Below are 20,887 nucleotides of genomic sequence, written 5' to 3' on the forward strand. Positions count from 1 at the left end.
GCTTTCAGTCGCTGGCGTCACCGGAACTCGTGGGGGAGGGTTCCGGTGACGGAAGACGCAGTTCGGCCCAGATGGTCTTGCGGGGGAAGCGCCCTTCGGCGACACCCCAGCGCTCGGTGAGCACGTCCACGAGCATCAGGCCACGGCCGGATTCTGCGTCGGAGCATGGCTCTTGGAGCTTGGGGAGACGGTCACCGCGCGTATCGGTGACTTCGACCCGAAGCGTACGGCCGACCACGTAGAGCGTTAGGCGGAAGCTGCGGCCGGGGAGGCGACCATGGGTGGCCGCGTTGGCCGCCAGCTCCGCCACGACGTGAGTCGCCGCCTCGCACGGAAGTCCCCAGTTGCGGAGCTGGTCGGCCGCGAGCAGGCGGGCGAGGCGGGCGCCGCGTGGGGTGGACGACAGCAGGGCGCTGAAGTTCCGAATGCAACCGTCGAGTTGGGGTTCGGTCTCGGCAATTTCCTGATTCACGTCACTTAGCGTGGCTGCTGACATTTACCGTGATGAGTGACTATGCCGTTGCGTACAGTGACTGTCCGCTGGTTGTCCGGTGGTGTCCGGGCTTGTCGGGAGAGGGCGTACGGGTACGGGCGTTGCGGCACGGCGGTACGACGGAGGGGCACGCGCTGATGACGGTCGACGGGGATACGGGACGACTCAAGGGTGAGACCGATGAGCCGGGTTGGGAGGTGGATCCGGACGACGAATGGGGTGTCGCGGTCATTGCCACTGTCGGGCGGCAACTGAAACTGCGGCGGGAGGCCGTGGGGATGAAGGCCAGCGAGTTCGGCATCGCCGTCGGCTATGGCGAGGACATGGTCTACAAGATCGAAAGCGGCAAGCGGATTCCCCGGCCCGAGTACCTGGACAAGGCCGACAAGGTGTTGGGGGCGGGTGGGCTGCTCTCGGCGATGAAGGAGGACGTGGAGAAGGTCCGGTACCCGAAGAGGGTGCGGGAACTGGCCGAGCTGGAAGCCAAGGCCGTGGAAATGGGGGTGTACGTCGGGCTCAGCGTCCACGGCCTGTTGCAGACGCCGGACCATGCTCGGGCCTTGTTCGAGGCATCCCAGTCCGCCTACTCGGAGGCCGAGTTGGAACGCCTGATGGCCGCGCGCATGGGCCGTAAATCGATCTTCGAGCGGGATCCGGCGCCGATGCTCAGCTTCGTCCAGGAAGAGGTGTCACTGCGCCGAAGGGTTGGGGGCACAATGGTGTGGCATCAGCAGCTCGAACACCTGCTGGAAGTGGCAGGGTTGCGCAATGTCACCCTCCAGGTGATGCCGACGGACTCCGGGGCGCACCCTGGGCTGAGCGGCAAGATCGAGGTGATGAAGTTCGAGGACGGGACGGCGGTGGGCCGCTCCGACGGAGCGTTCAATGGCCGCCCGACTTCCGATCTGAAGCAGCTCCGCATCCTGGAGCTGCGGTACAGCACCATCCGGGCGCAGGCTCTCTCCCCACGGGAGTCGCTGGCCTTCATCGAGCAACTGCTGGGAGAAGCATGATCCGCGAGACCGCTGTCGGCGACACCTGCGAACTGACGTGGTTCAAGAGCAGCTACAGCGACGGCCCCGAGGGCGACTCCTGCGTGGAGATCGCGATAGCACCCCGCACCGTCCACGTCCGCGACTCCAAGAACGTCGAGGGCCCCCGGCTCGTGCTGACGCCAGGGGCCTGGGCTCAGTTCGTGCCGTACGCCTCCGAAGGCTGACGGGCCCGCCGCGTGGACGCGGCGAGTTCTGGCTCTGGATCACAGGTTGACGCGCTTGACGTAAACACGCTTGCGGTACGGAACGACCTGGTACCAGACGAGGATCGTTCCGGTGCTGTAGGTGCGCAGCCGCATGGGGTTCGGGTCTTCGTCCAGGCGCCCGTCCGGGTCGAGGCCGTATGCAGCCAGGTCGGCCAGCGCGGACGCAATGACGACGACCGCCTCCCGGTCCGCGGCTTTCATGCCGCCGACCACCCACTCGGCGTTCGGGTCGTATTCCCAGGCCCACCCTGTGGCGTCGTCCTGCTGGCCTTCTTCTCGTTCGTTCACCGCAGGGCGACTCCGGCCTCCGCGGACGCCGTGTCGAGTATGCGGGTGACCGTCGCCTGGGCCTGCCGGAAGGCGTCCTCCGTGGCGTTGGGATCGGCGATGGTCTGCTCGGCCTCACGCATCATCCGGGCCTGCTCAGGGTGGCGCGCGATAGCGACGAGCGTTGCCCACTTCTCCAGGAACAGTCGCATGGGTGTGATGGACGAGAGCTGGATGGCCTGGTCGAAGGCTTCGCCGAGGTCGCGGTCGAACTCGGGGAGCCTGGCGAGCGCGACCTGCTTGACTGCTTCGCGCAGGGCATCGCGGGTGGTCGGCGGTTGCGGGATGATCGGTGGCGGTGACTCGGCGTGCTGTGCACTCATGGGTGTACCCCTTCGGCGCTCCGTGGTCATGACCCTAGCTGCCCTCACATTGGAGGGTGAGCCGTTCTGGGGCCGGGCGTCCAATTGGCGCCCGACACGCCCGACCCCTGAATCGCACACCATGCTTCAGTGACGCCCGTCACTAACGCGCGAGATACCGCTCGTCGAGATCGCCACCACACCGCCACGATCGACGTCCGCGACTCCAAGCACACCTCCGGCCCCCGGCTCGCCCTCACGCCGGACGCCTGGACCCACTTCGTGGCGTACGCGTCCGAGGGCTGACCAGCAGGCCGGCCAGCAGGGCCGCGAGGAGGACGCCGCCGATCGCCCACCAGAAGGTGGCGGTGTAGGCGCCCAGAATCCATGCGTCGCCTGACTCGGAGGGCCCCGGCTGTTGGCGCAGACGGGAGCCGAGGGCACCGATGAACAACGCCGAGCCGATCGCTGCGCCCAAGTGCTGGGCCGTGGCGATGGCGGCCGACGCTCCGCCAGAGTGCTGCGGGGCGTCCGCTGCGGTCGCGACGGTGAAGACCAGCGTGAAGGCGAGGCCTGCGCCGAAACCGACGAGGAGCATGCCGGGCAGCGCCTGCGTCGCGTAGCCGCCGCCGGGCGTCAGGCCGCTCAGGAGCAGCAGTCCGAGTGCCATCATCACCAGGCCCGCCACGATCAGGGCGCGCGGCGCGGCGCGGTACAGCAGGCGTACGGAGACCTGGGCGCCGATGACGCTCGCGGCGGCCAGGGGCAGGAGGGCCGCTCCGGCCATCGCCGGGTGGTAGGCGCGGCTGCTCCACAGGTAGAAGTTCAGGACTGAGACGAGCGCGAGGACGGCAACGCCGGAAAAGATCACGGTGAGGTAGCAGCCGACGCGGCTTCGGTCCTTCACGATGTACGGCGCGACGAGCGGGCTCGATGCCCTGGTCTGCCACCACACGAATGCCACGAGCAGAAGGGCGCCGCCCGTGAGCAGGACCACGATCAGGGGATCGGTCCAGCCTGGCCGGACGCCCTCGCTGCCGTAGGTTTTCTCGTGGAGGCCATACGTCAGGGTGGCGACCCCGCCGGAGCCGAGCAGCACGCCGAGCAGGTCGAAGCGGGCGCCGGTGCGCCCTGGGCGGTCGTGCACCAGGGTGACAGCGCCGACCAGGGCGATCGCAGCCAGAGGGACGGTGGCGTACAGGCACATGCGCCAACTCAGGCCCTCCAGCAGCGATCTGGCCATGGGCATCGCGAGTGCCGGACCGCTGACGCTGATCGCGGCGTAAACCCCGAAGGCCCTGCGGCGTTCCCTTGGGTCGGTGAAGCCGGTACTCACCAGGGCGAGCGCGGACGGTACGACCATTGCGGCGCCCGCGCCCTGCACGGCGCGGGCGCAGATCAGCATGCCGTAACCGCTGGCCGAGCCACCGAGCGCGGAGGCCGCCGCGCATCCGACGAGGCCGATGATCAGGGTCCGTCTGCGTCCGATGAGGTCCGCAAGGTGCCCGCCGAGCAGCAGCAGCCCGCCGAAGGCGAGCGCATAGGCGTTGACCATCGAGCTCCTGCCGTCGGGGGGCAGGTGCAGGTCGGTCTCGACGACCGGTGACACCACGTCGAAGACGCTCGCTTCGGACAGCACCATCAACTGCGCCAGGGCGATCACCACCAGGCCCCACCAGCGCCCGGGGTACGGGCCCGGGGTTGACCCGAACTGCGAGGCGGGGACCGTCGGGGCATACGCGGGCGGTGAGGACGGCGGAGCCGGCGGCTGAGGCAGGGGTTGGGGTTGGAGCTCGGCCTTCGCGAGCTCGACGCGCGGGTCCGGTCGCGAGGGAGGGGCGTCCGCGGGGGCCTCCGCAAGGTCTTCGGCGCGTGGCGCGGGTGCGAAGTCCAACAACCGGGCCGCATGGCGCCCGAGTTGTGCCAGCACCGCGCCCGGCAGCCATTCCTCGGCCTCGTCCGTCACCGTGCGCTCGGCGACCTGCTCGGGAGTCGGCCGCTGGGCGGGGTCCTTCTCCAGGCAGGCGCGGACGAGATCGACCAACGGCTCCGGTACGCCGGTCAGGTCCGCCTCCTCCTCGGCGACCCGGAAGAGGTGGGCGTTCAGGCCGGTCTCCGTGGCGCCGAACAGGAGGCGCCCGGTGGCGGCGTAGACGAGGACGGCGCCCAGGCAGAACACATCGCTGGCGGGGGTGAGTTCGAGGCCGCGGACCTGTTCCGGCGACATGAAGCCGGGAGAGCCGATGAGCATGCCGGTGCGCGTGTGCAGGCTGTCCCCGGCCAGGCTGTCCATCGCCCGGGCGATGCCGAAGTCGATGACGCGGGGGCCGTCGACGGTGACGAGGACGTTGGACGGCTTGAGGTCGCGATGGATCAGGCCCGCCTCGTGCACGGCCCGCAGGGCGAGGGCGAGACGGTTGGCCAGCGCGTGGACCGAGTGCTCGGGCAACGGGCCGAAGTCCTTCGCGACCACGCTGTGCAGGTCGGGTCCCGGAATGTACTGGGTGGCCACCCAGGGGACGGCGGCCTCGGGGTCGGCGTCGAGCACATCGGCCGTCCAACTGCCGCCCACCCGCCGGGCGGAGGCCACCTCACGGGCGAAGCGCCTGCGGAACTCGGGATGCCCTGCGTACTCGGCCTGCACGACCTTCACGGCCACCGTGCGTCCGGCCTCGGAACGCCCCAGGTAGACCAGACCCATGCCGCCCTCGCCCAGCCGGGCGATCAGTCGGTACGGACCTATACGGCTCGGGTCACCCGCGATCAACTGGTCCACGGCTGGAAGGTAGTGCAACTATCCAACCGGGCGCGAGACCGCCTCAGAACTTGATGCTGCCGATCATGCTGGCGACGTTCGTCGTCAGCTCGCTGATCGTGGGCGCGATGGTCGAGGAGGCGAGGTAGAAGCCGAGCAGTATGCAGACGACCGCATGGCCGCCTTTCAGTCCTGACTTCTTGATCAGCAGGAAGACGATGATCGCCAGCAGCACCACCGCCGAAATCGAGAGTGCCACGGCGGCTCACCTCCAAAGATCCCAGGGACGCGGGGGGGGTCGGACTATGGGGGTTGTCACTCGGTTGTAGATCAGTACAGCAATTTCATGCACACGCCAGGGGGTTCATACCCACTCAGCGGTAGTGATCATAACTTTCCGTGCTCGCGCATCGCTCGGCGCACGGCCGCACAAGGGGGCGCATGGCCAATATGGTCGGGGTATGACGACCGAGGCTGACTCCTTCCCCCGTCGGCACGCCCGTACGCAGCGGTTCACGCTCGGCGCGCCGCGTGCGTTCACCGTGGCACCCGACGGTTCGCGTGTCGCGTTCCTGCGTTCCGGCTCCGGCACGGACCGGGCCAACTCCCTGTGGATCCTCGATCCCACGGACGGCACCGAGCGCCTGGCGGCCGATCCGCACGCTCTTCTGGAGGGCGCGTCGGAACAGCTCTCGCCCGAGGAACGGGCGCGCCGGGAGCGCAGTCGGGAGGGCGGGGCCGGCATCGTCGGCTATGCCACCGACGCGGCTGTGGAGTTGGCGGCTTTCGCCTTGTCAGGGCGGCTTTTCACGGCCGAGCTGCGGGCGGGTACGGCGCGCGAACTGCGGGTCCCCGCACCGGTGATCGACCCTCGTCCGGCGCCGGACGGGCGGCACATCGCGTACGTGGCGCAGGGCGCGCTGCGGGTGACGGGCGCCGAGGGCGCGGACGACCGGGCGCTGGCCGAACCGGAGGCCGATCAGGTCACCTACGGACTCGCCGAGTTCATCGCGGCCGAGGAAATGGCGCGTTCGCGCGGATTCTGGTGGGCGCCGGAGTCGGACCGGCTGCTGGTGGCGCGCGTGGACGACACGCCGGTGCGGCGGTGGTGGATCGCCGACCCGGCCCACCCGGAGCGTGAGCCACAACACGTCGCGTACCCTGCGGCCGGGACGGAGAACGCGAACGTACGTCTGTTCGTGATCGACCTCGACGGCAGCCGCACGGAGATCGTCTGGGATCGTGCGCGTTATCCGTATCTGGCCCGTGTGCACTGGTCAGAGGCGGGTGCGCCACTGCTCCTGGTGCAGGCCCGGGACCAGCGCAGCCAGGTGTTCCTCGCGGTGGATCCGGACTCGGGTTCGACCCGGATGGTGCACGCGGATGAAGATCCAACATGGCTGGAACTTTTCGCCGGAGTGCCCTGCTGGAGCCCGTCCGGACAGCTTGTCCGCATCGCGGACGAGGGCGGCGCGCGGGTGCTGGCAGTGGGCGAACGGCCGTTGACCGGACCACAGTTGCACATCCGTGCGGTACTCGACGTGACGGCCGACGACGTGCTGGTTTCGGCGTCGGCGGGCGAGGAGGCGGAGTCCCCGGAGACCGGCGAGGTTCATGTCTACCGGGTGAACGAACTCGGCGTGGAGCGCGTGTCGCAGGAGCCCGGGGTGCACTCGGCGGTGCGTGCCGGCGGCGTGACGGTCCTGGCCTCCGCGACGCTCGACAGCCCGGGCACCCATGTCCAGGTGCTGCGTGACGGAAAACGAACGGCGACTGTCCGGTCCTGCGCCGAAGTTCCCGGTTTGTCGCCGCGAGTGACCCTCACCGAGGGGGGCGCACACAGAATTCCGTGCGCCGTGCTTATGCCTACGGACTACCCCGGCGACACTCCCCTCCCCGTGCTCCTCGACCCCTACGGTGGCCCGCACGGCCCACGGGTGGTGGCCGCGCACAACGCGCATCTGACCTCGCAGTGGTTTGCCGACCAGGGCTTCGCGGTGATCGTCGCCGACGGCCGGGGCACCCCGGGCCGCTCGCCGGCCTGGGAGAAGGCGGTCCACCGCGACTTCACCCTCACCCTGGACGACCAGATCGAGGCCCTCCAGGACCTGGCCGGGCGCTACCCCCTCGACCTCTCCCGGGTGGCCGTCCGCGGCTGGTCCTACGGCGGCTACCTGGCCGCCCTCGCCGTCCTGCGCCGCCCCGACGTCATCCACGCGGGCATCGCGGGCGCCCCGGTCACGGACTGGCGCCTCTACGACACCCACTACACCGAGCGCTACCTCGGCAACCCGGTCGCGGACCCGGCGACGTACACGCACAACTCCCTGGTCACCGACGCGGGCCTCTCCTCCCCCGCCGAGCCGCACCGCCCCCTGATGATCATCCACGGCCTGGCCGACGACAACGTGGTGGCCGCCCACACCCTGCGCCTCTCCTCGGCCCTCCTCGCCGCGGGCCGCCCCCACGAGGTGCTCCCGCTGTCCGGCGTCACACACATGACCCCCCAGGAACAGGTCGCGGAGAACCTGCTCCTGCTCCAGGTGGACTTCCTCAGGCGGTCGCTCGCACAACCGTGCAAACAGGCATGAACTGCGTTTACACGCAGGCAACTTCACGGAAGCGGTACCGATATACGGACGCGCGAGTCTGAACAGCGTACGGCCGTGCGGGTGCCGTAAGCGGGCCGGGGATGCGCCATGTCACCCCGGCCCGTTGCCGTTCACTCCGGTCTCTTCCGGCGGGACCACCAATTTCTCCTCTGCGAAGTGACACGCCGAGTCGTGGGCGGCGGGGCCGGTCGTGCCGCGGAACGCCTCGGGGACCGCCAGGAGCGGGACCTCCAGGGTGCAGCGTTCTTGGGCCTTCCAGCAGCGGGTGCGGAAGCGGCAGCCCGAGGGGATCTTCGTCGGGGACGGGACGTCGCCGGCGAGGATGATCCGCTCACGGTGGTCGCGGGCCTCGGGGTCGGGGACCGGGACGGCGGAGAGGAGCGCCTGGGTGTAGGGGTGGGTGGGGTGGTCGTAGATCTCGGCGTCCCTGCCGATCTCCACGATGCGGCCCAGGTACATGACCCCGACCCGGTCCGAGATGTGCCGGACGATCGACAGGTCGTGCGCGATGAAGACGAAGGAGAGGTCGAACTCCGACTGGAGGCGGTCCAGCAGGTTGATCACCTGGGCCTGGACCGAGACGTCCAGGGCGGAGACCGGCTCGTCGGCGACGATCACCTCGGGGCGCAGGGCCAGCCCCCGGGCGATGCCGATGCGTTGGCGCTGGCCGCCGGAGAACTGGTGCGGGTAGCGGTTGATGTACTCGGGGTTGAGGCCGACCACGTCCAGCAGCTCCTGCACCCTGCGGCGGCGGTCGCCCTTGGGGGCGGCTTCCGGGTGGATCTCGTACGGCTCCCCGATGATGTCCCCGACCGTCATCCGGGGGTTGAGGGAGGTGTACGGGTCCTGGAAGACCATCTGGATGTTGCGGCGCACCGCCTTCAGGGCCCGGCCGGACAGCCGGGTGATGTCCTCGCCCTTGAACCTGATCGAGCCCGCCGTCGGCCGCTCCAGGCTGCACAGCAGCTTCGCCACCGTCGACTTGCCGCAGCCCGACTCCCCGACGATGCCGAGGGTCTCGCCCTTGGCGAGGGCGAAGTCGACGCCGTCGACCGCCTTCACCGCGCCGACCTGCTTCTTGAACAGGATTCCCCGCATCAGCGGGTAGTACTTGACGAGGCCGCTGACCTCCAGGATCGGCTCAGCCATGCAGGCACTCCCTCCAGAAGTGGCAGGCGCTGCCGCGCTCCTCGGAGACCTCGTAGAGCGGGGGTACGTCGGTGCGGCAGACGTCCTGGGCCATCGGGCAGCGGGGGTGGAAGGCGCAGCCGGGCGGGATGTCCATGAGGTTCGGCGGCAGGCCCTTGATGGCGTACAGCTCCTGCCCCTTCTGGTCCAGGCGCGGGATGGAGTCCAGCAGGCCCCGGGTGTAGGGGTGGGCGGACGCCTTGTAGATGTCGTGGACGGGGGCCGACTCGACGATCTTGCCCGCGTACATCACGGCGATCCGGTCGGCCACGTCCGCGACGACGCCCAGGTCGTGCGTGATCAGGATCAGGCCCATGTGGTACTCGCGCTGCAGCTCCGCGAGCAGGTCCATGACCTGGGCCTGGACGGTGACGTCGAGGGCGGTGGTGGGCTCGTCGGCGATGATGAGGGCCGGCTCAAGGGCGAGGGCCATCGCGATCATGATGCGCTGGCGCATACCGCCGGAGAACTGGTGCGGGTAGTCCCTGACCCGCTCCTCGGCGGCCGGGATGCGCACCCGGTCCATCAGCTCGACGGCCTTGGCCCGCGCGTCCTTCTTCGACATCCCCCGGTGCACCACGAACATCTCGCCGAGCTGGTCGCCCACGGACAGCACGGGGTTGAGCGCCGACAGGGCGTCCTGGAAGATCATCGCCATTCCGGCGCCCCGGATCCTCCGCCGCTCCTCCTCCTTCAGCTTCAGCACGTCCTTGCCCTGGAAGAGGACCTCGCCCCCGGTGATCCGCCCGGGCGGCATGTCGAGGATGCCCATGACGGCCTGCGCGGTGACCGACTTGCCGGAGCCGGACTCACCGAGCACGGCGAGCGTCTCCCCCGCGTCCACCCCGTAGCTGACACCGTTGACGGCCTTGGCGACCCCGTCCCGGGTCCGGAACTCCACATGCAGGTCACGGACTTCCAGCAGCACGGCCACTCACCTCAGCTTCGGGTCCAGGGCGTCGCGTACCGCGTCGCCGAGCATGATGAAGGCCAGGACCGTGAGGGCGAGGGCTCCCGAGGGCCACAGCAGGGCGTGTGGGGCGTTGCGGATGTAGGGGGAGGCCGCTGAGATGTCGATGCCCCAGGACACGTTCGGCGGCTTCAGTCCGACGCCGAGGTACGACAGGGTCGCCTCCAGCGTGATGTACGTGCCGAGCGCGATGGTCGCCACGACGATCACCGGCGCGACCGCGTTGGGCGCGATGTGCCGCATCAGGATGCGGGAGTTGGAGGCGCCGAGGGAGCGGGCGGCCTGGACGTAGTCGTTCTGCTTGGCGGTGATGACCGAGCCGCGCGCGATGCGGGCGATCTGCGGCCAGCCGAGCAGCACCATGAACCCGATGACCGGCCAGACCGTGTTGCTGGTCACCACGGAGAGCAGGACGAGACCGCCGAGGACGACCGGGATGGCGAAGAAGATGTCGGTGACGCGGGACAGCACCGAGTCCCCCAGGCCGCCGTAGAAGCCCGCGAGCGCGCCGAGCACCGACCCGAGCACGGCGACGCCCAGCGTGGCGCACACGCCCACTGTGACGGACGTACGGGCGCCGTAGACGGTCCGTGTGTAGACGTTGCAGCCCTGGCCGTCGTACCCGAAGGGGGCTCCCGGCTGTGAGCCCTGCTGGGCCTTGGACAGGTTGCAGGTGAGGGGGCTGCCGGAGGCGATCGCCGAGGGCCACAGGGAGATGAAGACCAGGAAGAGGATCACCAGCCCCGAGACGATGAAGACGGGGTTGCGGCGCAGGTCGCGCCAGGCGTCGGACCAGAGGCTGCGGGGTTTGCCCGCCGGGCCGGTCCCTTCTGGTCCCCCTGGTGTCTTCTCCAGCGTCTCCGCTTCGCTCGCCGCCAGGTCCATCCCGCCGCCCGCGCCGGTGGGCGCGATCGCGCGATCGGGGTCGTACGGCTGCTCAGGCATAGCGGATCCTCGGGTCGAGTACGGCGTAGAGCAGGTCGACGAGCAGGTTGGCGATGAGGAAGACCAGGACCAGGATCGTCACGAAGCCGACCACGGTCTGGGTGTTCTGCCGGACGATGCCCTGGTAGAGCTGGTAGCCGACGCCGTGGATGTTGAAGATCCGCTCGGTGAGGATCGCGCCGCCCATCAGCGCGCCGATGTCGGCGCCGATGAAGGTGACGACGGGGATGAGCGAGTTGCGCAGCAGGTGCCGGGTGACGACGCGGTGCCTGGGCAGGCCTTTCGCGATCGCCGTACGGACGTAGTCGGACCGCTTGTTCTCCGCGACGGACGTGCGGGTCAGCCGGGTGACGTAGGCGAGGGAGACGGAGGCGAGGACGAGGCCGGGCACGATCAGCTCGTCGAAAGGGGCCTCCGGCGAGACGGACGGCTGGATCCAGCCCCATTGGACGCCGAGGAGGAGCTGGAGCAGCAGGCCGGTGACGAAGACCGGCACGGAGATGACGACCAGGGTGCCGAGGAGCACGCCCGTGTCGAGGGGCCGCCCGCGGCGCAGGCCCGAGAACACGCCCAGGGTGATCCCGATGACGATCTCGAAGAGGATCGCGACGATCGTCAGCCGGATGGTCGGCGGGAACGCCGTCGCCATCAGCTCGGTGACCGGCTGGCCGTTGAAGGCGGTGCCGAAGTCGCCGGTGAAGATGTGCCCCATGTACGTGAGGTACTGCTGCGGGAAGACCGGCTTGTCGAGCCCGTACTCCTTCCTGAGCTGGGCGGCCGTCGCCGGGTCACAGGCCCGCTCGCCGCACAGCCCGGCGATGGGGTCGCCCATCACGTTCACCATCAGGAAGATCAGCAGGGTGGCCCCGATGAAGACCGGGATCATCTGCAGCAGCCGCCGGACGACATAGCGCCCCATGGCGGCTCAGCCGACCTTGATCTCGTTGTAGACGGGGACGCTGAACGGGTTGAGGGCCACGTTGGACAGCCGCGGGGAGTAGCCCGCGCTGCCGTTCTGGTACCAGAGCGGGATGGCGGCCATGTTGTCCCGGACGACCCCCTCGGCCTGCTGGAAGGTGGAGACGGCCTTGGCGGCGTCCGTCTGGGCGTTGGCCTGGTCGACGAGCTGGTCGAAGTCCTTGTTGGACCACTTGCCGTCGTTGGAGGAGGCGTTGGTGTAGTAGAGCGGCTGGAGGAAGTTCTGGATGAGCGGGTAGTCCATCTGCCAGCCCGCCCGGAACGGGCCGCTCATCTTGTGCTGCCCGATCTGGTTGCGGAAGTCGGCGAAGGTGCCGACGGGGTTGCCCACGCAGGCCTTCTCGTTGCCGAGCGCGTTGTTGATGGAGTTGCACACGGCGTCGACCCACTCCTTGTGGGAGCCCGCGTCCGCGTTGTACGTGATCCTGACCTGGCCGCCGGGGAGCCCGCCGCCCTCCTGGATCAGCTTCTTGGCCTCGGTGGGGTCGTACTCGCAGGCCTTGCCGCACAGGCCGTCCTGGAAGCCGCCGGCCGTGCCGAGGACGGGGGAGGTCCAGTCGGTGGCCGGGGTGCGGGTCTTCTGGAAGATCGTGTCGGTGATCTGCTTGCGGTCGATCGCCATGGACAGACCGGTGCGGACCTTCTCCGAGCCCGCCTTGTTCCAGGCCGGGTCGTAGTACGGGAAGGCGAGGGTCTGGATGATGCCGGCGGGTGTGTTGATGTACCGGCCGCTCAGGTCGCTCTTGACGTTCTTCAGCTGCGCGGCGGGGATGTCGTCGACGAGGTCGAGGTTGCCGGCCATCAGGTCGGTGTAGGCGGTGTTGTTGTCGGTGTAGACCTTCAGGGTCACACCGGCGTTCTGGGCCTTGTCCGGGCCCGGGTAGCCGTCCCACTTCTTCAGGGCCATCTGCGCGCCCTTCGTGTAGGACTGGATGGCGTAGGGCCCGTTGCCGACCGGCTTGCTCAGCCAGGCCGAGTGGTCGGTGAAGAACGACTGCGGCAGCGGGGCGAAGGCCACGTAGCCGAGGGTGTCCGGGAAGCCGGAGAACTTCTGGTTGAGCTTGACGGTGAAGGTGTGGTCGTCCACGACCTTCAGACCCGACAGGGTGTCGGCGCTCTGCGACCCGCTCTCGGGGTGGACCTTGTCGTAGCCCTCGATGTAACCGAAGAAGTAGGCGTTCTTCTGGTTGTTCTTCAGGCTCGCGCCGTAGTTCCAGGCGTCCACGAAGGACTTGGCGGTCACCTTCTCGCCGTTGGAGAAGGTCCAGCCGTCCTTCACCTTGATGGTGAAGTTCTGCGAGTCCGTGGTGTCGATGCTCTCGGCGAGCATGTTCTCGGCCTGGGCGGTCTTCGGGTTGTACCGCTTCAGGCCCCGGAAGACCATGTCGAGGACCTTGCCGCCCTGCACCTCGTTGGTGTTGGAGGGCTCCAGCGGGTTCTGCGGGTCGCCCCAGGAGGAGCTGAGCACCCCGGCGGCGGTCCCGCCGCCGGTGTCCGCGCCGCCCCCGCAGGCCGCCGCGGCGAGCGCCACCGCCACCGCGCCGGCGGCCCGTCCGGCGTGCCTGGCTCCGCGCATGGGGTACCTCCTCGTGGTCACCTACCGGCAAATATCACATCAAAAGGTGCACCGCGCACACGTTACCTGCCCCTTTGGGTGAGCACCCGTCAGGCGGAGGACGGCGAGCAGGACAGAATCGTGGAATCGCTTACCGTTCAGCCGGACCAGCAGGCAGACTCCCGGCATGGTGGATCGCGCTTTCCGTGACGTCGAACTCGCCGCGCTGTACGAGAGGTTGAACCCATGGGGCCCCGGTGACGACTTCTACCTGGAACTGGTCATGGCGGCCGGATCGGTCCTGGACCTCGGCTGCGGTACGGGCCGGCTGCTGCGCGCCGCCCGGGAGGCCGGGCACCGGGGACGGCTCACCGGCATGGATCCGGCGGCCGCCATGCTCGTGCAGGCGCGGCGGGCGGAGCCGGACATCGAATGGGTGCTCGGGGACTTCACGACGCACCGGTGGGAGGGGGCGTTCGACCTGGTCGTGATGACAGGTCACGCCTTCCAGGAACTCCTCGGGGACGAGCAGGTGCGCAGCACGCTGCGCGGGGCGTGCCGGTCGCTGGCCGACGGCGGCCGGTTCGTCTTCGAGACCCGGAATCCGGCCGCGCGGGCCTGGGAGCGCTGGACCCCGGACCGGGTGCATGAGTTCACCGACGGGGACGGCGTCCCCGTGCGCGTGTGGTACGACGCCGATCCGGACCTCGTCGGGGACCGGATGACGTTCACCGAGACCTACGCCGGGGCGCGCTGGGAGCGGCCGCAGGTGTGCCGGAGCACCCTGCGGTTCCTGGACGCCGACGCGCTGGACGGCTTCCTCGGCGAGGCCGCACTGGCCGTCGCCGAGCGCTACGGGGACTGGGGGCGGGGGCCATCGGCCCCCGCCCCCAGTCCCGAGATCATCACCGTGGCCAGGGCCGCGGATCAGTCCTCGGAGGCGTGCTCCTCCAGCGACTTCAGCGCCGGGTCGAGGACGACGTCCTCGTCGCGCTGAGTGGTCGGCTCCTCCGGGAAGTGGCAGGCCGTCAGGTGGCCGTCCCGGTTCCCGGAGAGCTGGACCAGCGGCGGCTCCTCGCTCGCGCACTTGTCCTGGGCCTTCCAGCAGCGGGTGCGGAAGCGGCAGCCGGACGGCGGGGAGATCGGCGAGGGGACGTCACCGGAGAGCCGGATCCGCTCGCGGTCCTCGTCCTCGACCCCGACCTCGGGGACGGCCGACAGCAGGGCGTGCGTGTACGGGTGGCGGGGCCGGTTGTAGATCGCCTCCCGGTCGCCGACCTCGACCACCTTGCCGAGGTACATCACCGCGACGCGCTGCGAGAAGTGCCGCACGATGGCGAGGTCGTGGGCGATGAACAGGAACGCGATGCCCAGTTCCTTCTGGACCTCCTGGAGCAGGTTCACCACCTGCGCCTGGATGGACACGTCCAGCGCGGAGACCGGCTCGTCCGCCACGATCAGCTTCGGGTTCAGCGCCAGGGCGCGGGCGACGCCGATGCGCTGACGCTGGCCGCCGGAGAACTCGTGCGGGAAGCGGTTGTAGTGCTCCGGGTTCAGGCCGACGAGCTCGAGCAGCTCCCGGACCTTCTTCTCCCGGCCGCCCTCCGGCTCGATCCCGTTGACCTCCATCGGCGACTTGATGATCGTGCCGACGGTCTGACGCGGGTTCAGCGAGGAGTACGGGTCCTGGAAGATCATCTGGATCTCGGACCGCACGGGCGCCAGCTGGCGGCGCGACGCGTGGGTGATGTCCTGCCCGGCGTAGCTGATGCTGCCGCTGGTCGGCTCCAGCAGGCGGGTGATGAGCCGGCCCGTGGTCGACTTGCCGCAGCCGGACTCGCCGACCAGACCGACGCTCTCGCCGACGCCGACCGTCAGGTCGATGCCGTCGACGGCCTGCACCGCGCCGACCTTCCGCTTGATCGGAAAGCCGCCGTAGATCGGGAAGTGCTTGGTCAGGCCCTTGACCTCGAGGAGGGTCTCCGACGAGGTCGTGGTGGAGCCCTGCTGTTCGGGGAGGGTGAGGTTGTCGCTCATGTCTCGGTTCTCCCTACCGCAGCCGCGGCTGGATCTGGTCGATGAAGATGGTCTGCTTCTGGTCGGCCGTCAGGTGGCACGCGGCCGCGCGTCCCTCGCCCAGCACCGGACGCGTGTCCGAGCAGAGGCCGCCCTGCACCTCGTCCTTGAACGCGCAGCGCGGGTGGAAGCGGCAGCCCGAGGGCGGGTTGAGCAGCGAGGGCGGGGCGCCGGGGATCGGCGTCAGCTTCTCGTGCAGGTCGCCGTCCAGGCGCGGCATCGAGCTGAGCAGACCCCAGGTGTAGGGGTGCTTCGGCTCGTGCAGCACCTCGCGGACGCTGCCGCGCTCCACGGCCCGGCCGGCGTACATCACCAGCAGGTCGTCGGCCATGTGGGAGATGACGCCCAGGTCGTGGGTGATGAAGATGATCGCGGAGCCGAACTCCTGCTGCAGGTCCTTGAGCAGGTCCAGGATCTGCGCCTGCACGGTCACGTCGAGCGCGGTGGTCGGCTCGTCGGCGATCAGCAGGTCGGGGTCGCACATCAGCGCCATGGCGATCATCGCGCGCTGGCGCATACCGCCGGAGAACTGGTGCGGGTAGTCGTCGAAGCGCACCTTGGGCTGCGGGATGCCGACCTTCTCCAGCATCTGGATGGCCCGGTCCTTCGCCTCCTTCTTGGAGGCGCCGCGGTGCTTCATGAACGGCTCGGACAGCTGGCGGCCCACCGTGTAGAACGGCGACAGGGCGGTCAGCGGGTCCTGGAAGATCATCGCCATCTTGTTGCCGCGGAGCTGCTCCAGCTCCTTCTCCTTGGCGGTGACGAGTTCCTTGCCGTCAAGGATGATCTCGCCGTCGACGGTGGAGGTGCGGGGGTTGTGCAGGCCCAGGATCGTCAGGTTGGTGACGGACTTTCCGGAGCCGGACTCGCCGACGATGCCCAGGGTCTTGCCGCGCTCGACGTCGAAGGACAGGCCGTCGACCGCCTTGACGATGCCGTCCTCGGTGGAGAACTGCACCTTCAGATCGCGGACCGACAGGAAGCTCTCCGCACCGGTCGGGGCCGGAGTGCCCTCGGTCTTGGTCAGTGTGGTCACGGTGGTTCGTTCTTCCTAGGAGAGCCGGACGCGCGGGTCGATCCAGGCGTACGCGATGTCGGTGAGGATGTTGAAGATCAGGATGAAGAAGGCACCGAACAACATGACGCCCATGGTCAGGGGGAGGTCCTTGTGGACCGCGCCGTCCACCGCCAGGCGGCCGATGCCCTGGAGGGAGAAGGTCAGCTCCGTGACGACGGCACCGCCGAGCATGCCGCTGATGTCCATGCCGAGGACGGTGACGATCGGGATCAGCGAGCCGCGCCAGGCGTAGCGGAAGAAGACGTACTTGCGGGACATGCCCTTCGCGCGGGCGGTGCGCACGTGCTCCTCGGCGAGCTGCTCGATCATCGAGGAGCGCGCCATACGGGTGTACTGGGCGGTGAAGATGCTGGCCATGACGAGGGTCGGCAGCAGCATGCCGGTGAACCAGCGCCACGGGTCCTCGCTGATGGGCACGTACTGGGAGTTCTCCATCCAGCCCGTGCTGTAGACGAAGATCCACAGGACGATCGGGCCGAGGAAGTAGATCTGGAACGAGCTGAGCACCATCGAGGCGCCGGTGGCGACCTTGTCGATCATCGATCCGCGCCGGTAGGCGGAGACCATGCCGGCTCCGACACCGACCACGAGGAAGACGACCGCACCACCGGCGGTCAGCGTCAGGGTGGTCGGGAAACGGTCCTGGATGGTCGACCAGACCATGTCGCCCGAGTAGAACGACTGGCCGAGGCACGGGGCGCTGCAGTGACCGGTCGGGAAGTCACGGCCGGCGAAGATGCCGGTCATGAAGTCCCAGAACTGCTGGGTGATCGGCAGGTTCAGACCGAGTGCCTGCCGGATGTCCTCCAGCCGCTGAGGAGAGCAGTCCTTGCCACAGGCCAGGGAGGCGTAATCGGATGGCGCGGCGACGAACAGGAAGAACGTGGCGGCGCCGATGAGGAACAGGGTGACCAGGGCACCGACCGTGCGCCGGATGATGAACTGAAGCATGGCGGGAGGGCTGCTCTCTGCGGAGACGAGTGGGAGGTTTCACGGAGGTGCGGGGACGCGCTCCGCCTGGTGCGCGTCCCCACGATCAGCCGTAGAGAGTTACGACTTCTTCAGGAACAGGTGGTTGATGTCGATGAGGCTGGACACCGAACCGTAGCGGGCGCCGCCCACGTTGGACCCGGAGAGCTGGAACTGCTTGGTGTACCACAGCGGGGCCGCCGGGAGGACCTTCTCCAGCAGGTAGTGCTGGGCTTCCTTCCAGGTCTTCGCCGCCTCGGTCGGCTGCTGGGTCAGCGCCTTCTTGATCAGGGCGTCGACCTTGGCGTCCTTGACGTGCGAGTAGTTCGGCGCACCGTCGGCGACCTGGGTGCCGTCGTAGACCGGGGTGACGACGGTGGACGCGGACGGCCAGTCCTGGCCCCAACCCGTGATGTACATGTCGTACGGGTTGTCCAGCTTGCCGATCTGCTCGTAGTAGCTCGCGGCGTCGACCTCCTTGGAGACGACGTCGAAGCCGACCTTGGTCAGAGCGTCCTCGATGGCGACCTTGCGCTTCTGGCCGTTCTCGCTGTTGCCGTAGGCGAAGACGACCTTCTTCTCGGCCGCCGGGACGCCCTTCAGCAGCTCCTTGGCCTTGGCGATGTTGCCCTGCGGCGTCTTCAGACGGCCGTACGGGTCGTAGCCGGCCTCGTAGCCCGGCAGCGTCGGCGCGAAGAAGTTCGGGGCCACGTCACCGCCGTAGACACCACCCTCACCGGCGATGAGCGACTTGGAGTTCACCGCGTAGGCGATGGCCTGACGGACCTTGAGGTTCTTGACGCGGTCCAGGTTGAAGCTCAGCTGCATCACGTAGGGCTGGTAGCCCTTGACCGTGCGCTTGTTGACGGACGGGGTCTTGATGACGTCCTGGATCTGCGTGGCCTCGACGCCGCCGGTGAGCTGGATGGCGTTCTTGTCCTCGCCCTGGTCGGCGATCAGACGCTTGGTCTGGGTCGACTCGGTGACGCCGAACTGGAAGTTGAAGCCGTCCACGTACTGGTGGCGCACGGAGTCGGACTTCGGGTCCCAGTTGGTGTTCTTGACGAGCACCAGGGACTTGCCGTTCTTGTACGACTGGACCTTGTACGGGCCGGTGGCGACCGGAGCCTTGTCGTACTTCTCCTTGGTGTCGTCCTTCGTCGGGACGATGGCGTAGCCGGCCATGGCCAGCGTCTGCGGCAGGTCCGGACGCGGCTGGTCGAAGTGGAAGACGACCGTCTTGTCGTCCGGCGTGTCCAGGACCGACTTCGGCAGGTGCTTCTTGCCGAAGCCGCCGTCCGGCAGCGCCTTGCGGTAGTCGGCGCCGCTCAGCCAGGTCTGCAGGTAGGTCGGGCCGTCGAAGATGAACTTCGCGTACAGACGCTCGACGGAGTGGCGGACGTCGGCGGACGTGATGACGTTGCCCTTGGCGTCCTTGATGCCGTCCTTGAGGGTGAACGTCCAGGTCTTGCCGCCGTCCGACGACTTGCCGGAGTCGGTCGCCATGTCACCCACGACCGAGACGTTGCCCTTGTCGTCTTCCTTGAACTGGGTCAGGCGACGGAAGAGCAGGTTGGCGACCTGACCGGCGTCGGAGACGTAGGTCTGGCCCGGGTCCAGGTGCGAGAGGCCCGCCTCCTGGTAGACCGTGATCGTGCCGCCCGGCTGGGCACCGGTGATCTCCTCGGCCGGACCGGTGGAGCCGGCAGCGTCGGCGTACGTGACCGCCTTCGACTGGACCTGGGCTTCCTGCTGGTCCTTCTTGGAGTCCTTGCCGGTGTTGGTGCCCTTGTTCTCGGAGCACCCGGTGAGCGCGAGGGAGCCGGCCGCGATAGCGACGACGATGGCCTGCGCTCTGCGCGAGCTGAACGACTTCATGAGGCGAATGCACCTACCTGTCGGTTGTTATCCATGAGTACTGCCTGACGCGGCTGGTAGGCCGACTCGGGGGTGGCAGTCATCCCCCCTCCAGCGGACGAACTACCGCCCGGACTTGGGGTCGAACGCGTCCCGCACCGAGTCTCCGAGGAGATTGAAGGCCAGGACGAAGATCACCAGCGCCATGCCTGGGAAGAAGATGAACGCCGGGTCCTGCTCGGTGTACTTGGAACCGTTGGCGAACAGTCGTCCCCAGTCCGGGGTCGGCTCGACGAAGCCGACGCCCGCGAAGGAGAGGAAGGCGATGGTGAGGATGGTGCTGGGCAGCTGGTACGTGAACTGCACCAGGATCGGGGTCACCACGTTCGGCAGGATCTCCTTGCGGACGATCCGCCAGGGCGACGCACCGGAGACCTTGGCGGCCTCCACGAACTCGCGCTCACGCAGGGACAGCACGGTCGAGCGGACCAGGCGGGCCATACCCATCCAGCCGAGCACCCACAGCACGATCAGCATCGCGACCGCCCGGAAGTAGGTCGGCGTCTCCTCCCGCGGGTCCACGAAGAACGCGGTCACCACGGGCATGAAGGCGATGAAGAAGAGCTGCTGCGGGAAGGCGAGGAAGAAGTCGGTGACCCGGCCGATCCAGTAGTCGGTCTTGCCGCCGAAGTAGCCGCCGATCAGGCCGAGGATGATGCCCGTGCCCATCATCAGGACGGTCACACCGATCGCCATGAACAGCGAGGTACGCATGCCGTACACCAGCATGGCGAACACGTCACGGCCCACCTGCGGCTCGACGCCGAACCAGTGCGTTCCGGATAGACCGCCGAAGTAGCCGAGCGGCAGACCGAAGTCGTCGAGGACGGGTGTGTCCTGGTAGGTGGGGTCCTGCCCGTACAGCGTGTACGGGTCCGTCCCGCTGAGCTTGGTCAGCAGCGGCGCGGCCAGCGCGACGACGAAGTAGAAAATCACTATCGCGGCGCAGATGACACCGGTACGGTCACGCTTGAAGCGCTGCCACATCAACTGGCCGGGAGAGCGACCCTCGAGCTTCTTCTCCTCCTTGGCAGGAGTGGGCTTCGACTCGAGTTCGGGCTCCAAGGCAACCGACGGCCCGGAGCCTTCAGCCTTGGCTGGACTGGTCATGTGTGTTCTTCCCCCGGGGGGTTGGAGAGTTGAGCGCAGCGCAGATACCGGAGAGTTCTGCGGTTTGGGGGAACTTTCGCCAATGTGTTCAACGCGCGTCAAGGGCGGACGACATAGGGATCTCCCTACCGTCAATATTTTGAGCAAAAATTGCAAAGATCGACACCTGTGCGCGCTTGACACGGGCGGCGACAGACCGGCGAATCGGACACTCCGTCATATTTTTTTGTTTTACATGTCCGAAACGTGACGCGTGCTGCTCCGGTATCCGAACACTCGCCCCCTCCAGGGCCCGTGAGCACGCCGAAAGCCCGGCCCTCCTGTCGGCGGAGGACCGGGTCTTACGGGGTG

20 protein-coding genes are annotated in these 20,887 nt (G+C 68.3%); 5 read left to right on the plus strand and 15 right to left on the minus strand.

Going from position 1 to position 20,887, the window contains the following annotated elements; all coding sequences use genetic code 11:
* Positions 1–4: 4 nt before the first annotated feature.
* Complete coding sequence (locus tag ACFY3C_RS13475) at positions 5–472, minus strand: ATP-binding protein (protein WP_390770814.1); 468 nt, start codon at positions 470–472, stop codon at positions 5–7.
* A gap of 158 nt (positions 473–630) precedes the next feature.
* On the opposite strand from ACFY3C_RS13475, the gene ACFY3C_RS13480 reads away from it, so the two are divergent.
* Positions 631–1,506 carry a helix-turn-helix domain-containing protein gene (locus ACFY3C_RS13480; protein WP_390770815.1) on the plus strand — a complete coding sequence of 292 codons (876 nt, stop codon included), beginning with the start codon at positions 631–633 and terminating at the stop codon, positions 1,504–1,506.
* Positions 1,503–1,712, plus strand: coding sequence for a DUF397 domain-containing protein (locus ACFY3C_RS13485; protein WP_390770816.1), 210 nt, complete (start codon positions 1,503–1,505; stop codon positions 1,710–1,712). Before ACFY3C_RS13480 ends, ACFY3C_RS13485 begins: the two co-directional genes overlap by 4 nt.
* A 39-nt stretch (positions 1,713–1,751) precedes the next feature.
* Here the strand turns inward: ACFY3C_RS13485 and ACFY3C_RS13490 are convergent, their stop codons facing one another.
* On the minus strand, positions 1,752–2,042 hold the full coding sequence (locus tag ACFY3C_RS13490; RefSeq protein WP_390770817.1) for a hypothetical protein: 291 nt from the start codon (positions 2,040–2,042) through the stop codon (positions 1,752–1,754).
* Positions 2,039–2,404 carry a DUF6247 family protein gene (locus ACFY3C_RS13495; protein WP_390770818.1) on the minus strand — a complete coding sequence of 122 codons (366 nt, stop codon included), beginning with the start codon at positions 2,402–2,404 and terminating at the stop codon, positions 2,039–2,041. The genes ACFY3C_RS13490 and ACFY3C_RS13495 overlap by 4 nt, the downstream gene beginning before the upstream one ends.
* A gap of 129 nt (positions 2,405–2,533) precedes the next feature.
* On the opposite strand from ACFY3C_RS13495, the gene ACFY3C_RS13500 reads away from it, so the two are divergent.
* Positions 2,534–2,689 (plus strand): DUF397 domain-containing protein, encoded by a 156-nt coding sequence (locus ACFY3C_RS13500; protein ID WP_390770819.1) that lies wholly within the window; start codon positions 2,534–2,536, stop codon positions 2,687–2,689.
* On the opposite strand, the gene ACFY3C_RS13505 is transcribed toward ACFY3C_RS13500, so the two are convergent.
* Positions 2,640–5,159: an MDR family MFS transporter gene (locus ACFY3C_RS13505; protein WP_390770820.1), complete on the minus strand. Its 2,520-nt coding sequence runs from the start codon at positions 5,157–5,159 to the stop codon at positions 2,640–2,642. The genes ACFY3C_RS13500 and ACFY3C_RS13505 overlap by 50 nt on opposite strands.
* 43 nt (positions 5,160–5,202) lie before the next feature.
* Positions 5,203–5,397: a hypothetical protein gene (locus ACFY3C_RS13510; protein ID WP_067128709.1), complete on the minus strand. Its 195-nt coding sequence runs from the start codon at positions 5,395–5,397 to the stop codon at positions 5,203–5,205.
* Between the two features lie 202 nt (positions 5,398–5,599).
* On the opposite strand from ACFY3C_RS13510, the gene ACFY3C_RS13515 reads away from it, so the two are divergent.
* Positions 5,600–7,729, plus strand: coding sequence for an alpha/beta fold hydrolase (locus ACFY3C_RS13515; protein WP_390770821.1), 2,130 nt, complete (start codon positions 5,600–5,602; stop codon positions 7,727–7,729).
* A 111-nt stretch (positions 7,730–7,840) separates the two neighbouring features.
* Here the strand turns inward: ACFY3C_RS13515 and ACFY3C_RS13520 are convergent, their stop codons facing one another.
* From ACFY3C_RS13520 to ACFY3C_RS13540, 5 genes are read right to left on the minus strand one after another with little or no spacing between them, the layout of a single operon-like run.
* Positions 7,841–8,899, minus strand: coding sequence for an ABC transporter ATP-binding protein (locus tag ACFY3C_RS13520; RefSeq protein ID WP_390770822.1), 1,059 nt, complete (start codon positions 8,897–8,899; stop codon positions 7,841–7,843).
* Positions 8,892–9,866 carry an ABC transporter ATP-binding protein gene (locus ACFY3C_RS13525; protein ID WP_390770823.1) on the minus strand — a complete coding sequence of 325 codons (975 nt, stop codon included), beginning with the start codon at positions 9,864–9,866 and terminating at the stop codon, positions 8,892–8,894. The genes ACFY3C_RS13520 and ACFY3C_RS13525 overlap by 8 nt, the downstream gene beginning before the upstream one ends.
* A 6-nt stretch (positions 9,867–9,872) precedes the next feature.
* Positions 9,873–10,853: an ABC transporter permease gene (locus ACFY3C_RS13530; RefSeq protein ID WP_390770824.1), complete on the minus strand. Its 981-nt coding sequence runs from the start codon at positions 10,851–10,853 to the stop codon at positions 9,873–9,875.
* Positions 10,846–11,772: an ABC transporter permease gene (locus ACFY3C_RS13535; RefSeq protein WP_390770825.1), complete on the minus strand. Its 927-nt coding sequence runs from the start codon at positions 11,770–11,772 to the stop codon at positions 10,846–10,848. Before ACFY3C_RS13535 ends, ACFY3C_RS13530 begins: the two co-directional genes overlap by 8 nt.
* A gap of 6 nt (positions 11,773–11,778) precedes the next feature.
* Positions 11,779–13,407, minus strand: a complete 1,629-nt coding sequence (locus ACFY3C_RS13540; protein ID WP_386578153.1) for an ABC transporter substrate-binding protein — start codon at positions 13,405–13,407, stop codon at positions 11,779–11,781.
* Between the two features lie 166 nt (positions 13,408–13,573).
* Here ACFY3C_RS13540 and ACFY3C_RS13545 point away from each other — a divergent pair, with 166 nt between their 5' ends.
* The gene (locus tag ACFY3C_RS13545; protein ID WP_390770826.1) at positions 13,574–14,383 is read left to right on the plus strand and encodes a class I SAM-dependent methyltransferase; all 810 of its coding nucleotides are present in this window, start codon (positions 13,574–13,576) and stop codon (positions 14,381–14,383) included.
* Here ACFY3C_RS13545 and ACFY3C_RS13550 read toward each other — a convergent pair.
* From ACFY3C_RS13550 to ACFY3C_RS13570, 5 genes are all read right to left on the minus strand, one after another.
* On the minus strand, positions 14,314–15,423 hold the full coding sequence (locus ACFY3C_RS13550) for an ABC transporter ATP-binding protein (RefSeq protein ID WP_386578151.1): 1,110 nt from the start codon (positions 15,421–15,423) through the stop codon (positions 14,314–14,316). The genes ACFY3C_RS13545 and ACFY3C_RS13550 overlap by 70 nt on opposite strands.
* A gap of 13 nt (positions 15,424–15,436) precedes the next feature.
* Entirely contained in the window at positions 15,437–16,498 is a 1,062-nt protein-coding gene (locus ACFY3C_RS13555) for an ABC transporter ATP-binding protein (protein ID WP_390770827.1), read from the minus strand.
* A gap of 15 nt (positions 16,499–16,513) precedes the next feature.
* The gene (locus tag ACFY3C_RS13560; RefSeq protein WP_390770828.1) at positions 16,514–17,491 is read right to left on the minus strand and encodes an ABC transporter permease; all 978 of its coding nucleotides are present in this window, start codon (positions 17,489–17,491) and stop codon (positions 16,514–16,516) included.
* 99 nt (positions 17,492–17,590) lie between these two features.
* Complete coding sequence (locus ACFY3C_RS13565; RefSeq protein ID WP_390770829.1) at positions 17,591–19,387, minus strand: ABC transporter substrate-binding protein; 1,797 nt, start codon at positions 19,385–19,387, stop codon at positions 17,591–17,593.
* 102 nt (positions 19,388–19,489) lie between these two features.
* Positions 19,490–20,536 (minus strand): ABC transporter permease, encoded by a 1,047-nt coding sequence (locus ACFY3C_RS13570; RefSeq protein ID WP_390770830.1) that lies wholly within the window; start codon positions 20,534–20,536, stop codon positions 19,490–19,492.
* Positions 20,537–20,887: the final 351 nt, after the last annotated feature.

The organism is Streptomyces sp. NPDC001410 (genome assembly GCF_042895235.1).
Lineage (GTDB): Bacteria > Actinomycetota > Actinomycetes > Streptomycetales > Streptomycetaceae > Streptomyces.

Excerpts from the sequence above, each read along its gene's own strand:
- ACFY3C_RS13480 (WP_390770815.1), top strand. The coding sequence starts at position 631 with ATGACGGTCGACGGGGATACGGGACGACTCAAGGGTGAGACCGATGAG.
- ACFY3C_RS13485 (WP_390770816.1), top strand. The coding sequence starts at position 1,503 with ATGATCCGCGAGACCGCTGTCGGCGACACCTGCGAACTGACGTGGTTC.
- ACFY3C_RS13495 (WP_390770818.1), bottom strand. The coding sequence starts at position 2,404 with ATGAGTGCACAGCACGCCGAGTCACCGCCACCGATCATCCCGCAACCG.
- ACFY3C_RS13515 (WP_390770821.1), top strand. The coding sequence starts at position 5,600 with ATGACGACCGAGGCTGACTCCTTCCCCCGTCGGCACGCCCGTACGCAG.
- ACFY3C_RS13520 (WP_390770822.1), bottom strand. The coding sequence starts at position 8,899 with ATGGCTGAGCCGATCCTGGAGGTCAGCGGCCTCGTCAAGTACTACCCG.
- ACFY3C_RS13530 (WP_390770824.1), bottom strand. The coding sequence starts at position 10,853 with ATGCCTGAGCAGCCGTACGACCCCGATCGCGCGATCGCGCCCACCGGC.
- ACFY3C_RS13535 (WP_390770825.1), bottom strand. The coding sequence starts at position 11,772 with ATGGGGCGCTATGTCGTCCGGCGGCTGCTGCAGATGATCCCGGTCTTC.
- ACFY3C_RS13540 (WP_386578153.1), bottom strand. The coding sequence starts at position 13,407 with ATGCGCGGAGCCAGGCACGCCGGACGGGCCGCCGGCGCGGTGGCGGTG.
- ACFY3C_RS13545 (WP_390770826.1), top strand. The coding sequence starts at position 13,574 with ATGGTGGATCGCGCTTTCCGTGACGTCGAACTCGCCGCGCTGTACGAG.
- ACFY3C_RS13550 (WP_386578151.1), bottom strand. The coding sequence starts at position 15,423 with ATGAGCGACAACCTCACCCTCCCCGAACAGCAGGGCTCCACCACGACC.
- ACFY3C_RS13560 (WP_390770828.1), bottom strand. The coding sequence starts at position 17,491 with ATGCTTCAGTTCATCATCCGGCGCACGGTCGGTGCCCTGGTCACCCTG.
- ACFY3C_RS13565 (WP_390770829.1), bottom strand. The coding sequence starts at position 19,387 with ATGAAGTCGTTCAGCTCGCGCAGAGCGCAGGCCATCGTCGTCGCTATC.
- ACFY3C_RS13570 (WP_390770830.1), bottom strand. The coding sequence starts at position 20,536 with ATGACCAGTCCAGCCAAGGCTGAAGGCTCCGGGCCGTCGGTTGCCTTG.